Below are 13901 nucleotides of genomic sequence, written 5' to 3'. Positions count from 1 at the left end.
ATCAGTGCAAGGCTTGTTCAGCTTTTTGAATCGCCGCGAATTCTTCTTCCGGCGTGCCCGCTACCAAATGATGCCGACTGTAGAAAGCAAAGTAAGCAATTAACACTCCATAGATGATCGCCGCGCCGATCACCACCCGTGGATCGACGAGGAACCCCGCCACCACGGCGAGGCAGGCCAGCACCAGCGCGACACCCGAGGTGAAAATGCCGCCCGGCGTACGGTACGGTCGGTCCATTTTGGGGCGGCGGATGCGCAAGGTGATGTGCGCGGCCATCATCAGCACATAGGAAATGGTAGCGCCGAACACCGCGACCAGAATCAGCAGGTCGCCCTGACCGGTCAGCGACAGACCAAAGCCGATGATGCCGGGAATCACCAGCGCCAGCACCGGTGCTTTGCTCTTGTTGGTCTGCGACAGTTTGCGCGGCAGGTAACCGGCCCGCGACAGCGCGAAGATCTGCCGCGAGTAGGCGTAGATGATCGAGAAGAAACTGGCGATCAGCCCGGCCAGACCGACGAGATTGACGAAGCTGCCCATCCAGGTCGAGCCGCCGTAGGCTCTACTCAGCGCCTCGACCAGCGGGTTGCCGGAGGTCAGCAACGAGTTGGCGCCCGCGCCGCCGGGGCCGACGATCAGGATCAGCAGAGCGAACATCAGCAACACCAGCATCGCCCCGATCAGACCGCGCGGCAGGTCGCGCTTGGGATTTTTGGTTTCTTCGGCTGCCAGCGGCACGCCTTCGACGGCGAGAAAAAACCAGATTGCATAGGGAATCGCCGCCCACACGCCGACATAGCCGAACGGCAGAAACGAGCTGGCGCCGACCGCAGTGGTCACCGGGATGTCGAGCAGATTGGCAACGTCGAAGTGCGGCACCATCGCCACCAGAAACACGCCCAGCGCCAACGCGGCGACGGCGGTGATGATGAACATCAGTTTGAGCGCTTCACCGACCCCGAAAATATGGATGGCGATGAAGATGATGTAGAACGCCAGATAGATCATCCAGCCGCCAATGCCGAACAGCGACTCGCAGTAGGCACCGATAAACACCGCGATGGCGGCGGGGGCGATGGCGTATTCGATAAGGATCGCCGTGCCGGTGAGAAATCCGCCCCATGGCCCGAACGCACTGCGGGCGAAACCGTAGCCGCCGCCGGCGGTAGGAATCATCGAGGACAGTTCGGCCAGGGAAAAGCACATGCACAGGTACATGGTCGCCATCAGCAGTGTGGCCAGGAACATCCCGCCCCAGCCACCCTGGGCAAGGCCGAAGTTCCAGCCGGCGTAGTCGCCGGAAATCACATAGGCGACGCCGAGGCCGACGAGCAGGACCCAGCCGGCGGCGCCTTGTTTCAGTTCGCGTTGTTGGAAATAGTCGGAGCCGACTTTTTCGAAGTCGACGGAGGAGCCGGTCGCCGGAGCGCCGGCCGGGGATTCGCTTGGCATAGGGTTCACCTTTCTTATTGTTTTATAGGCCCGGCTACAGCCAAGCCATTGGGTTGAATGGCACAACGCTTTCGCGAGCAGGCTCGCTCCCACAGGGGATTGCGTACGACCATAAATCACCTGTGGGAGCGAGCCTGCTCGCGAAGACAATCCAGAGGGCGAAGCAGGAACAACTGCCTCACCCCGTCTGCATCAGAAGAACCCCAACGGATTGATGTCGTAGCTCACCAGCAGGTTTTTGGTCTGCTGGTAATGGTCGAGCATCATCTTGTGGGTCTCACGCCCGACGCCGGATTTCTTGTAGCCACCAAACGCAGCATGCGCCGGGTACAGGTGGTAGCAGTTGGTCCACACGCGACCGGCCTTGATCGCCCGGCCCATGCGGTAGGCGCGGTTGATGTCGCGGGTCCACAGGCCGGCACCGAGGCCGAACTCGGTGTCGTTGGCGATCGCCAGGGCTTCGGCTTCGTCCTTGAAGGTGGTGATGCTCACCACCGGGCCGAAGATTTCTTCCTGGAACACGCGCATTTTGTTGGTGCCTTTGAGCAGAGTCGGCTGGATGTAATAACCGGTCGCCAGGCTGCCCTCGAGTTTTTCCACCTTGCCGCCGGTCAGCAGTTCCGCGCCTTCGCCCTTGGCGATTTCCAGGTACGAGAGGATCTTGTCGAATTGCTGCTCCGACGCTTGCGCGCCGACCATGGTGTCGGTGTCGAGCGGGTCGCCACGTTTGATCTGGCTGACCTTCTTCATCACGGCCTGCATGAATTCGTCGTAGATCGATTCCTGCACCAGCGCGCGGGAAGGGCAGGTGCACACTTCGCCCTGGTTGAAGAACGCCAGGACCAGACCTTCGGCGGCTTTTTCGATGAAGCTCGGCTCGGCCTGCATGATGTCTTCGAAGAAGATGTTCGGCGACTTGCCGCCTAGCTCCACGGTGGACGGAATGATGTTTTCCGCCGCGCATTTCATGATGTGCGAGCCGACCGGGGTCGAACCGGTGAAGGCGATCTTGGCGATGCGCTTGCTGGTCGCCAAGGCTTCGCCGGCTTCTTTGCCGAAGCCTTGCACGACGTTGAGCACGCCCGGCGGCAGCAGGTCGCCGATCAGTTCCATCAGCACGCAGATGCCCAGCGGGGTTTGCTCGGCAGGTTTGAGCACCACGCAGTTACCGGCGGCCAGTGCTGGCGCGAGTTTCCACGCGGCCATCAGCAGCGGGAAGTTCCACGGGATGATCTGGCCGACCACGCCCAGCGGTTCATGGATGTGATAGGCCACGGTGTTGCCGTCGATTTCCGCAGCGCTGCCTTCCTGAGCGCGCAAGCACCCGGCGAAGTAGCGGAAGTGGTCAGCAGCCAGCGGGATATCGGCGTTGAGGGTTTCGCGGATGGCTTTGCCGTTGTCCCAGGTTTCGGTGATCGCCAGCAGTTCGAGGTTTTCTTCGATACGGTCGGCGATTTTCAGCAGGATCAGTGAGCGTGCCTGCACGGAAGTGGCGCCCCACGCATCGGCGGCGGCATGTGCAGCGTCCAGCGCCTTGTCGATGTCTTCGGCGGTGGAGCGGGGGAATTCGGCGATGGGCTGGCCATTCACTGGCGAGGTGTTGGTGAAGTACTGACCTTTGACCGGCGCGACGAACTCGCCGCCGATGTAGTTGCCGTACTTGCTTTTGAACGAGACTTTGGCGCCGTCAGTACCGGGGTGGGCGTAACGCATGATGATGTTCTCCTTGGCTTTGTACTTATTAGAGAAACGCGCAAGTGCGCTTGCTATAAGCGTAGAGCAAGGGCCGGGCCACTGCCGTGCGGGTCAGGCAAATCAAGGGCTTGGCCGGTTTGTCTCGGACGAATGGATCGGCGCTGTGACGGTTTCGGTACAGCGCGTGTGACAATTTGTACCGCTTGCGGCACAGCCCGTGACCGAGCGGTCTTGCCAGCATTGCAATGCGTCGGTGGCTGGAGGATGCTGAGCGTCACCTCATGCTTTGGGCCGTCGCGCCTCGGGGAGAACAATAAGAAATGCACGACAACCATTTGAGTCGCCATGCCCGCCAGGTTCTCACCGTCACCCAGGGCAAACCGCACCTGCACGGCCCCGGAGCCGATCCGTCGATCGCCCGTTCGTGGCTGCGTTGCCTTGAGGACTATCACCTCGATCCTTCTGTGACCATGGCCCCGACCGTGCTCGAGCATGGCCGGGTGCTGGAAAGTCGCGAACGTCTGCAACAAGTGCTGCAGATCGCTGGCACCGAAATGAGCAGCCTGCATCAACAACTCTCCGGCGCCGGCCACGCGGTGCTGCTGACCGACGCGCGTGGGGTGATCCTCAATTGCGTCACCGCACCGTCCGAGCGCAAGATTTTCGAGCGCGCCGGGCTCTGGCTCGGCGCCGACTGGAGCGAAGCCTGCGAAGGCACCAATGGCATCGGCACCTGCCTGGTCGAGCGTCAGGCGCTGACCATTCATCAGGACGAACACTTTCGCGGCCGCCACACCGGGCTGACCTGCTCGGCGAGCCCGGTGTTCGATCCGCAGGGTGAGCTGCTGGCGGTACTCGACGTCTCCTCGGCGCGGCCGGACGTCTCGCGGCAAAGCCAGTTCCACACCATGGCGCTGGTCAATCTGTCGGCGAAGATGATCGAGAGCTGCTACTTCCTGCGCTGTTTCGACAATCAGTGGTTGCTGCGTTTTCACCTTCAGGCCGAGTCCGTCGGCTTGTTCAGCGAAGGACTATTGGCGTTCGACGGCGAAGGGCGGATCAGCGCGGTCAACCAGAGCGCGCTGAACCTGCTCGGGCATGGTCGCGGTGGTCTGCTCGGGCAACCGGTGGAAGCGTTTTTCGATTGCTCGCTGGACGAATTGCTTGGCCGTGCGAGTGCCAATGCCAGCGCCAGTTGGCCGCTGCGTACCTGTGACGGGCGGCATTTGTTTGCCGTGTTGCGCGGCGAATCGCGCAAGCCGACAGCGATTGTCCCAACGCCCACCCCTGCGCCGGCACCACGCCTGTCCGGCATTTGCCTCGGCGACGAAGCGTTGCAGGCCGAGTTCCGCAAAGCCCTGCGCGTGTTCGAGCGTGACGTGCCGTTGCTGATCAACGGCGAAACCGGCTCGGGCAAAGAGGCGTTCGCCAAGGCTGTGCATCAGGCCAGCCAGCGCTGCGGCAATGCCTTCGTCGCACTCAATTGCGCAGCCATTCCGGAAAGCCTGATCGAGAGCGAACTGTTCGGCTATCGCGGGGGCAGCTTCACTGGCGCGCGCAAGGACGGCATGCGCGGCAAACTGCAACAGGCCGATGGCGGCACGTTGTTTCTCGATGAAATCGGCGACATGCCACTGGCCTTGCAGACGCGCTTGCTGCGGGTGCTGGAGGATCGACAAGTGGTGCCGATTGGCGGCGAACCGCAAGCGGTGGACGTGCGGATCATCAGCGCGACGCACCGCAATCTGCTGGAGCGGGTCGAGGATGGCAGTTTTCGCGAGGATCTGTATTACCGCTTGAACGGGCTGGAAGTGGCGTTGCCGGCATTGCGTAAGCGCAGTGACAAATCGCAGCTACTGGATTTTCTGCTGGCCGAGGAGGCCAGCGGCGAAACCATCCTGATCGACGAGACGGCGCGGCAGGCGTTGCTGGCGTTCAACTGGCCGGGGAACGTGCGGCAACTGCGCAATGTCCTGCGCACGCTGGCGGCGTTGTGTGATGGCGGGCGGGTCGGGGTTGAGGATTTACCGGTGATGATTCGGCAGGCGCGGCCGGCGGTTTTGGCGGCCGACACTGCCGCACAGCCACTGGAAGATGCCGAGCGTCTCGCATTGCTGAGTGCGCTGGAGCAGACCCGGTGGCACATGACCCATACAGCGCAGCAACTGGGCGTAAGCCGCAACACCCTTTATAGAAAACTGCGTAAACACGGAATTGAGCGGCGTGTCAGCTGAAAGCCCTCACCCTAACCCTCTCCCAGAGGGAGAGGGGACTGACCGAGGTGTTTTGGCGATTTACGCCGACCTGAAATATCGAGCCGAACTCAGGATTTGAAGGCGACCGAGATCGGCTCCCTCTCCCTGGGGAGAGGGCTGGGGTGAGGGGCTGCGGTCTGAAGCCGTGCGCAGATGTAGCCGCCAACCCGTCTCCATCCTTCAGCTAAAGAGTGCCATTTCCCCCTCCCTACGCTAACCTGCGGCCATGTTTTACGAGGTCGACTATGCACATTCATATTCTGGGTATCTGCGGGACTTTCATGGGCTCGATGGCGGTGTTGGCCAAAGAGCTGGGCCATCACGTGACCGGCTCCGACGCCAACGTCTATCCGCCGATGAGCACGCAGCTCGAGGCCCAGGGCATTCAGCTGACGCAGGGTTATGACCCGGCGCAGCTCGATCCGGCGCCGGATCTGGTGGTGATCGGCAATGCCATGTCCCGTGGCAACCCGGCGGTGGAATATGTACTGAACAAAGGCCTGCCGTACGTCTCCGGCCCGCAATGGCTGGCCGATCATGTCCTGCAAGGGCGCTGGGTACTGGCCGTTGCCGGTACCCACGGCAAGACCACCACCAGCAGCATGCTCGCCTGGGTGCTGGAACACGCCGGCATGAGCCCGGGTTTCCTCATCGGCGGCGTGCCGCAGAATTTCTCGGTGTCGGCGCGCCTGGGCGGCACACCATTTTTTGTGATCGAGGCTGACGAATACGACAGCGCCTTTTTCGACAAGCGCTCGAAGTTCGTCCACTACCGCCCGCGCACCGCGATCCTCAACAACCTTGAGTACGATCACGCTGACATCTTCCCCGATCTGCCGGCGATCGAACGACAGTTCCACCACTTGGTCCGCACCATCCCGAGCGAAGGCCTGGTGATCCATCCGACCACCGAGCCGGCCTTGCAGCGCGTGATTGAAATGGGTTGCTGGACCCCGGTGCAAACCACCGGTGCCGGCGGTCAGTGGCAGGTCAAGTTGCTCAGCGAAGACGGCTCGGCATTCGAAGTGATGTTCGAAGGTGTGTCGCAAGGCACCGTCGAGTGGGAATTGACCGGTCAGCACAACGTCGCCAATGCCTTGGCTGCTCTGGCTGCGGCGCGGCATGTCGGTGTGGTGCCATCGATGGGCATTGCCGGGTTGAGCGCGTTCAAGAACGTCAAACGGCGCATGGAGAAAGTCGCTGAGGTGCGCGGCATCACCATTTACGACGACTTCGCTCACCATCCGACCGCCATCGCTACTACGCTCGATGGTCTGCGCAAACGTATCGGCGACGCGCCACTGATTGCGATCATCGAGCCGCGCTCCAATTCGATGAAACTCGGCGCCCACCGTGACGGTTTGCCGGACAGCGTGGTCGATGCCGATCAGGTGATCTGGTACGCCCCGGCCAACCTTGGCTGGGACTTGGCTGCAACCGCTGCGTTGTGCACGGTGCCGTCGATCGTCAGCGATTCGCTGGAAGGCATCATCGAGCGCGTGAAGAGCCAGGCGCAGCCCGGCACCCACGTGGTGATCATGAGCAACGGTGGCTTCGGCGGCCTGCACGGCAAACTCGCCGAGGCGCTGCAATGAACACTTTTTCCCAGGCCGGCGGCCCGGAACGCATCACCTTGGCGATGACCGGCGCCTCGGGCGCGCAGTACGGTTTGCGCCTGCTTGATTGTCTGGTACGCGAAGATCGCGAAGTGCACTTCCTGATCTCCAAGGCTGCGCAACTGGTGATGGCTACCGAGACCGACGTGTCCCTGCCGAACAAACCTCAGATGATGCAGGCCTTTCTCACCGAGTACACCGGCGCCGCCGCCGGGCAGATTCGGGTGTATGGCAAGGAAGACTGGATGTCCCCGGTGGCCTCCGGCTCCGGTGCGCCGGCGGCAATGGTGGTGGTGCCGTGCTCGACCGGCACGCTGTCGGCAATTGCCACCGGTGCCTGCAACAACCTCATCGAACGCGCGGCCGACGTCACGTTGAAAGAGCGCCGCCAGTTGATTCTGGTGCCGCGGGAGGCGCCGTACTCGAGCATTCATCTGGAGCACATGCTCAAGCTGTCGAACCTGGGCGTGACCATTTTGCCGGCGTCGCCGGGCTTCTATCACCAGCCGCAGACCATCGATGATTTGATCGACTTCGTCGTGGCGCGGATTCTCAATCTGCTCGGCATCCCGCAGGACATGTTGCCGCGTTGGGGTGAGCATCATCTGAGCAGCGATGAATAAGCTGCCGGTGCTCGTGCTGGCGGTGCTGCTGACCGGGTGTGCCACCGCGCGCACGCTGGATGCGGCGAAACCCGGCGCGCCGGTGGTGTATGCCGGGACGCGGCTGGATTTGTATGCGTTGAATGGCGGCTGCTGTGCGATGGATCGGTTTGGTGCCGAGGCGCCGAGTTACCCGGGCGTGGACCTGCCGGCCAGCGCGTTGCTCGACACGCTGTTGTTGCCGCTGTCTTTGCTGACTGTGATCGGCGTGGGATTCCAGGCGACTGGCGGATTGTAGGGGAGCTGAATAGTACCTGTGGCGAGGGAGCTTGCTCCCGCTCGGCTGCGTAGCAGTCGCAATCCCTGCGCACGCGATCACCCGATAAATCCGATTCGAACGGTTTTGGGGCCGCTTCGCAGCCCAGCGGGAGCAAGCTCCCTCGCCACAGGGGCCGGGGTTATTTACCGAGCTTCCTCAATTCATCCGATTCGATCACCCGCACCCCATCCTGTTCTTCCAGCGCCAGGCGCCACATCGCCCGCGCCAGTTGGCAGGCTTCGATGCCGTGATATTTCCCCGGAATCAGCTTCGATAACGGCCCGGCCAGTTGCTCGGCCAGACGCGGTTCAATGCGCTCGCCCAGCAACAGCGAAGGTCGGCAGATGGTCAGTTGCGGCCAGTTCTGCGCGCGCAGGGCCTGTTCCATCTCGCCTTTGACGCGGTTGTAGAACACCGAGGAATTCGGATCGGCGCCAATCGCGCTGATCACGATCAGGTGCCGCGCGCCCATCTCCCGCGCTCGTTTGGCAAACGCCACGACCATGTCCAGATCCACTGCGCGAAAGGCTTCTTCGGAGCCGGCCTGCTTGATCGTGGTGCCGAGGCAGCAATAAGCGATATCGACCCGGCCACTGAGCTGCGGCAGAAACATCTGCGGGTCGCCGACCGGGTTTTCCAGATGCGGATGCTCGGCCAGCGGCCGGCGTGATGGGGCGAGGACACGGGTAATCGTTGGCTCGTTGAGCAAACGGTCGAGCAGATGTTCACCGGTCAGTCCGGTGGCTCCGGCAAGCAATACGTGCTGAGGCGTCAAGTACATAGTGTCTCTCCCTTGATACTGTTCAGCTTAGTTGCCTTTTTTCGCTGCGTCGTTCAATGCGCTGCTTTGCAAAGCTTTGCGCGCTTGCTGTTTACGCAGCAATTGCCAGTGCGACAGCACGGTCTTCGGTGCCCAGATCTGCGGCTCCGAGGCTTCGAAACCGTCGGCCAGTTCGCGTTCGGCGACAGTGGCCTTGGCCAGTTTGAAAGCTTGTTCCAGATCGTCGGTCTGGTTCAGCGCCTGAGCAAACAGGGCGTCGCCAAAGTAAGTGAAATTGGCTTCTTCCGAACAGCCGAACGACACCCGATCTGCACGCGAGGCGGTCATGATCAGCGTGCGTTCGTCCTTCAATGCCGGGATGAAACCGCCGGAATAGCACGAGGAAATCACGATGACCTTGTCGCGATGCTTGAGCGGCGCGAGCACCGCGGCGAGTTCATCGGCGGGCAGGTCGGCCAGTTCCATGCGCGGCTGATCGAGCACCAGTTCATGCTCGGCGGTGCCGTGGCTGGTCAGATAAATGAACAGCAGATCTTCCGGCCCGCTGCGTTCAGCGAGGGTTTGCGCCGCGCGGCGCAGGTTTTCGCGGGTGGCCATCGGCCGGTCACCGAGGTGGTCGCGGTGATTGACCAGACGGATCTGGCCGAAGGCGCCGAAGCGTGTGTTGAGCATGTTGGCGACGTAGTCGGATTCGCGCAGAAACACGCTTTGCTTGCCATCGCCACCGAGGGTCAGGGTGTACAACTCGACCGCCGGGGTCGAGGCCGGGATTGCCGACAGCGCCTCGTCGAGCAGACGACCCTGGGCGAGCAAACCGAGCTCGAGGGTGTCGGGCAGCAATTTGCCGTCGGCGTCTCGCACACGCTGGCCGTTGATCCAGGTGCCACTGAGCACGCTGCCATCGGTCAGCACCAGCGTGCCGCGGCCGGAGTAGCTGTCGTTGTCGAAGCCGCCGACGTAGAAGCTGCCGTCGGACAGGTTCAAACGGCCCTGGCCGGTGAATCGCCAGTCGTTGAACACACCGATGTAATGGCTGCCGTCAGCGCCGATCAATTCGCCCTTGCCGCTCAGCGCGCCTTCCTTGAACTGGCCGAGCCAGACGTCGCCGTCGGCATTCTCGTAGCGGCCCTTGCCGTGCAGTTGATTGTTCTTGAAACCGCCAACGTAGATATCGCCGTCGGCGCTGGTGTAAGTGCCGTTGCCTTCCAGTTGACCGTTGACGAAATGCCCCGTGAACGCATTGCCGCTGGCGTCGCCGCGCTGGCCTTCACCGTTGGGTTTGCCGTGGGCGAACTGGCCTTGATAGGAGCTGCCGTCGTCCATCTCCAGACGGCCGAGGCCGGAATACTGGTCAGCCTTGAATTCGCCGCGATAGGTCATGCCGTTTTCTTTCAGCGTACCCTCGCCATCGCGCCGGCCCTGCTTGAAACCGCCGGTGTAGCTGCTGGCATGGGTGCTCAGGCTGCCCTGGCCGTCAAACAGACCTTGCTGGAACTGGCCGCGATAGACCTCGCCATTGCTGCCGTGCCATTCGCCTTGCCCGTGCCACTGGCCCTTGTCGAACTGCCCGGCGTACCAGCTGCCGTTTGGGTAGTCGACGCGGCCCTGACCCTGCAGCAAGCCGTCGACCAGTTCGCCGCGATAGCGTCCGCCATCGGGCAGGCGCGCATCCGGCGGCAACAGCGATTCGCCGTCGCCGCAAGCGGTGAGCATCAGGGTCAGGGCAAGGGGTGCAAGTCGAGCGATTGAGCGCATAGCGGGATCCGGGCAATTAGGCGACCGAGTATGCCGCAGCTATGCATCGCATATATAGAGACGTGACGCGAAACAGCGTGCGCTGCTTCGCATCCGGGATGATCAGACGAAGCAGAGTGACAGCGGCTCGGCGATATAGGCGGGTTTGTCCGAGCCCTCTATCTCCAGTGTCGCGGTAGCCTTGAGCAGCCACTGGCCGGGTTTTTTCTCGGTGACTTCGACCATGTCGACCTTCAATCGGACTTTCGAATTGACCTTGACCGGCTGGATGAACCGCACGCTGTCCAGGCCATAGTTGACGACCATCTTCACGCCTTCGGGCAGCACGAGGATGTCTTCCATCAGTTTCGGCATCAGCGACAGCGACAGGAAACCGTGGGCTATCGTGCTGCCGAATGGCGTTTGCGCGGCTTTGACCGGATCGATGTGAATGAACTGAAAATCACCGGTGGCTTCGGCGAACAGGTTGATACGCTCCTGATCGATGGTGAGCCATTCGGAACGTCCAAGTTCCTTGCCGACATAATCTTTGAGCTCTGCAACGGGAACATAGGGCATTGAGACTCTCCTTGGGTTCATCGGTTTTATAGTTTTTCTGGTGGCGGATTTGACCGGCCTGCGAACCACTGTAGATCATCATGGCGATTTGCTCAGGTCAACCGACCATGCTTTTGGCGAATGCCGGTCCATAGCGCCGGCATGCTTATAATGCCGGGCCCCTGCTGGGTGAAATACAAGACGGAGATGTCAGATGTTGTTACGTGGCCTGACCCTGCTGGTGCTGTTTCAATTGCTCGGCACAGCGCTCAATCACTTGCTGCTGCCGATATTGCCGGGGGCGATCATCGGGCTGCTGCTGTTGCTGGTGTTCCTGATCATTCGCGGTGAAGTCGGCGAGCCGCTGAACCAGGCGGCGGGCAGTCTGCTGCGTTATCTACCGTTGCTGCTGGTGCCGCCGGCAGTAGGCGTGATGGTCTATGCCACGGCGATTGCCGCCGATTTCTGGGCGATCGTCGGCGCGCTGGTGGTCTCGCTGATCCTGTCGATGGCCTTTGCCGGCGTGCTCATGCAACGTTTGGTCAAGCGTCACGCGCCGCCGGCGGAGGAGTCCTGATGCTGTTCGACTGGCAAGGCGCGTGGGCCTCGGTGATTCACCATCCGCTGTTCGGCATCGGCATTACCCTCGGTGCCTATCAACTGGTGCTGGCGGCGTTCGAGAAAACCCGCTGGATCTTTCTGCAACCGGTGCTGGTCTCCATGTTGTTGGTGATCGGTGTGCTGGTCGGCTGCGGCCTGACCTACGCTGAGTACCGCAAGAGCACCGAAATCCTCAGCATTCTGCTGGGGCCGGCAACCGTCGCGCTGGCGGTGCCGCTGTACCTGAATCTGCGCCGGATCCGCCAATTGTTCTGGCCGATTTTTACTACGCTGGTGATAGGCGGGGTAGTGGCGACGGGCATGGGCGTGGCGCTGGGCTGGTGGTTCGGTGCCGATCACATGATCCTGATGACCATGGCGCCGAAGTCGGTGACTTCGCCGATCGCCATGCTGGTCGCCGAGCAGATCGGCGGTGTGGCCGCGCTGGCCGCGGTGTTCGTGCTGATCACCGGGGTGATCGGCGCGATCTTCGGCCCCGCGCTGTTGACCCGGCTTGGCGTGCACAGCCCCGAGGCGCGCGGCATGGCGCTGGGCATGACCGCCCACGCGGTCGGCACGGCGGTGGCGATGCAGGAAAATGATGAGTGCGGCGCGTTTGCCGCGCTGGCGATGAGTCTGATGGGCGTGGCCACGGCGGTGTTCCTGCCGTTGGCGGTGTCGATGGTGGTGTAAGGAAATGTCTATGAGTCTGCCGCTTTTCCCGCTGAACACGGTGCTGTTCCCCGGCTGCAATCTCGATCTGCAGATCTTCGAGGCACGCTACCTCGACATGATCGGCCGCTGCATGAAGCAGGGTGTCGGCTTCGGGGTGGTGTGCATTCTTGAAGGCAGTGAAGTCGGCGTGGCGCCGGAGGGGTTCGCGCTGGTGGGATGCGAGGCGCGGATCACCGATTTCCAGCAGCAGGACAACGGTCTGCTCGGCATCCGCGTGCAGGGCGGGCGACGCTTCAATGTGCTGCGCACCGAAGTGCAGCGTGATCAATTGATTCTCGCCGATGTCGAGTGGCTCGACGACGAGCCCGAGCAACCGCTGCAGGAGGAGGACGCCGATCTGGTGGCGCTGCTCAAGGCGCTGGCCGAGCACCCGATGGTCGAAGCGCTGGACATGGGCACCGAAGCCGCGGGCCAACAGTCACTGGCCAATCAGCTTGCCTATCTGTTGCCTTTCGCCGAAGAAGACAAGATTGATCTGCTGCAACTCGAAGACCCGCAGCAGCGGCTCGACGCAATCCAGGCGTTGCTGGATGAGTTGCAGGGTGAATTGTTTGCCTAGTTGCACTCTGAATCAACTCAGGGCGCCTGCCAGCATTGTATTGGTTCGGTCTTTATCATAATTTCAGGTGACCCGCAGGAAGCGGGATAGTTGAATAAAAATAAGGACGAATCATGACTGTATATGAAGATGAATGGGCATTTTGGGATGACATTGCCGGCAAGTATATTTTGAAACATGCCGAGACGGATCATAATGTCAGGCACGTGGTTGACGCGGCATCAACTTATGCGGACCTGATGGTGATAGCCCGCCGTAAAAGAAAATCTGAAAAAGTTCCTGTCGGCGAAGTGCCGCGGATGTCTGCATCAGCAACTACCGTCGTGACTGCGACGGCGGTCTGATTATTTCCCTTTTTCAGCATTGCCTGCCGTTGCGGTTACCAGACGGCAGGTGTTTACAGGTGGGCAACCATGGCTTTAGCAAACATAAACAACCAGACATTCACCGCGCATCTTTATCTTGATGGCCGGCCGGTAGTGCTCAATCAACAACGTCTGCAACAGGCTCTGCGCAACCTGCGGATAACCAGAGCCGAGAAACTGGAGGCCGAAGTAGGACTCGCAGATTCACGCGTGTCCAGTTTCATAACCCTGGCCGACCATGAAGACGACACACCACTGTCGCTGAAATTTGTCCCCAAAGGTGACGAATATCTCATCAGTGTGGTGCTGGCGGGAATGTTCGATGGCGCGCGGTTATTCCTGGAGGACAAGACTCATAATCTGTTGGCCAGCACCAGTGCCCCAGAGCAGTACTTTTCAATCAGCACTACCGGTGTTTCAAAGGCCAGCTTCAGTCATTTCAAATCCGGCCCTGCCTGGCTCGAGCTGATCGGCGAGCCTCATGACAGGCCCTTGTATCGTCATATAAGCAGCGGAATGAGCACATTCCTCGCGGTCGATCCCAATAGCACTGGGCATAACGCCTTCAATAACAAACCTGCGATATTTGTGATCAAGGTCATCGACGAGCGTTCAGCGGTTACTTGATA

The 13901-nt window shown here is 61.2% G+C and carries 14 protein-coding genes; 9 read left to right on the top strand and 5 right to left on the bottom strand.

Annotation, left to right across the window (positions count from 1 at the left end; genetic code table 11):
• Position 1: 1 nt before the first annotated feature.
• Complete coding sequence (gene eat, locus LIS66_RS23600) at positions 2–1453, bottom strand: ethanolamine permease (RefSeq protein ID WP_227973142.1); 1452 nt, start codon at positions 1451–1453, stop codon at positions 2–4.
• A gap of 192 nt (positions 1454–1645) precedes the next feature.
• Entirely contained in the window at positions 1646–3166 is a 1521-nt protein-coding gene (locus LIS66_RS23595) for an aldehyde dehydrogenase family protein (protein WP_024014465.1), read from the bottom strand.
• 302 nt (positions 3167–3468) lie between these two features.
• Between LIS66_RS23595 and LIS66_RS23590 the strand changes: the two genes are divergently transcribed.
• The 4 genes from LIS66_RS23590 (at position 3469) to LIS66_RS23575 (ending at position 7919) form a co-directional block, all read left to right on the top strand.
• Positions 3469–5382, top strand: coding sequence for a sigma-54-dependent Fis family transcriptional regulator (locus tag LIS66_RS23590; protein ID WP_227973141.1), 1914 nt, complete (start codon positions 3469–3471; stop codon positions 5380–5382).
• Between the two features lie 266 nt (positions 5383–5648).
• On the top strand, positions 5649–6998 hold the full coding sequence (gene mpl / locus LIS66_RS23585) for a UDP-N-acetylmuramate:L-alanyl-gamma-D-glutamyl-meso-diaminopimelate ligase (RefSeq protein ID WP_227973140.1): 1350 nt from the start codon (positions 5649–5651) through the stop codon (positions 6996–6998).
• Positions 6995–7642, top strand: a complete 648-nt coding sequence (gene ubiX, locus LIS66_RS23580; protein ID WP_024014462.1) for a flavin prenyltransferase UbiX — start codon at positions 6995–6997, stop codon at positions 7640–7642. Before mpl ends, ubiX begins: the two co-directional genes overlap by 4 nt.
• Positions 7635–7919, top strand: coding sequence for a YceK/YidQ family lipoprotein (locus LIS66_RS23575; protein ID WP_064364047.1), 285 nt, complete (start codon positions 7635–7637; stop codon positions 7917–7919). The genes ubiX and LIS66_RS23575 overlap by 8 nt, the downstream gene beginning before the upstream one ends.
• A 160-nt stretch (positions 7920–8079) precedes the next feature.
• Here the strand turns inward: LIS66_RS23575 and LIS66_RS23570 are convergent, their stop codons facing one another.
• From LIS66_RS23570 to LIS66_RS23560, 3 genes are all read right to left on the bottom strand, one after another.
• Positions 8080–8721, bottom strand: a complete 642-nt coding sequence (locus LIS66_RS23570) for an oxidoreductase (protein WP_227973139.1) — start codon at positions 8719–8721, stop codon at positions 8080–8082.
• A 27-nt stretch (positions 8722–8748) separates the two neighbouring features.
• Positions 8749–10476, bottom strand: a complete 1728-nt coding sequence (locus LIS66_RS23565) for a C13 family peptidase (protein ID WP_227973138.1) — start codon at positions 10474–10476, stop codon at positions 8749–8751.
• Between the two features lie 102 nt (positions 10477–10578).
• Entirely contained in the window at positions 10579–11034 is a 456-nt protein-coding gene (locus tag LIS66_RS23560; protein WP_227973137.1) for a MaoC family dehydratase, read from the bottom strand.
• 193 nt (positions 11035–11227) lie between these two features.
• Between LIS66_RS23560 and LIS66_RS23555 the strand changes: the two genes are divergently transcribed.
• The 5 genes from LIS66_RS23555 (at position 11228) to LIS66_RS23535 (ending at position 13899) form a co-directional block, all read left to right on the top strand.
• On the top strand, positions 11228–11590 hold the full coding sequence (locus LIS66_RS23555) for a CidA/LrgA family protein (protein ID WP_227973136.1): 363 nt from the start codon (positions 11228–11230) through the stop codon (positions 11588–11590).
• Positions 11590–12306, top strand: coding sequence for an LrgB family protein (locus LIS66_RS23550; protein WP_016773013.1), 717 nt, complete (start codon positions 11590–11592; stop codon positions 12304–12306). The genes LIS66_RS23555 and LIS66_RS23550 overlap by 1 nt, the downstream gene beginning before the upstream one ends.
• 10 nt (positions 12307–12316) lie before the next feature.
• The gene (locus tag LIS66_RS23545; protein ID WP_227973135.1) at positions 12317–12907 is read left to right on the top strand and encodes an LON peptidase substrate-binding domain-containing protein; all 591 of its coding nucleotides are present in this window, start codon (positions 12317–12319) and stop codon (positions 12905–12907) included.
• Between the two features lie 113 nt (positions 12908–13020).
• Positions 13021–13251, top strand: a complete 231-nt coding sequence (locus LIS66_RS23540; RefSeq protein WP_042610592.1) for a hypothetical protein — start codon at positions 13021–13023, stop codon at positions 13249–13251.
• A 69-nt stretch (positions 13252–13320) separates the two neighbouring features.
• Positions 13321–13899 (top strand): hypothetical protein, encoded by a 579-nt coding sequence (locus LIS66_RS23535; protein WP_042610591.1) that lies wholly within the window; start codon positions 13321–13323, stop codon positions 13897–13899.
• Positions 13900–13901: the final 2 nt, after the last annotated feature.

The sequence above is a fragment of the Pseudomonas sp. HN2 genome (genome assembly GCF_020736465.1).
Taxonomy (GTDB): Bacteria; Pseudomonadota; Gammaproteobacteria; order Pseudomonadales; family Pseudomonadaceae; genus Aquipseudomonas; species Aquipseudomonas moraviensis_A.
This window is presented reverse-complemented; position numbering and strand designations above follow the sequence as displayed.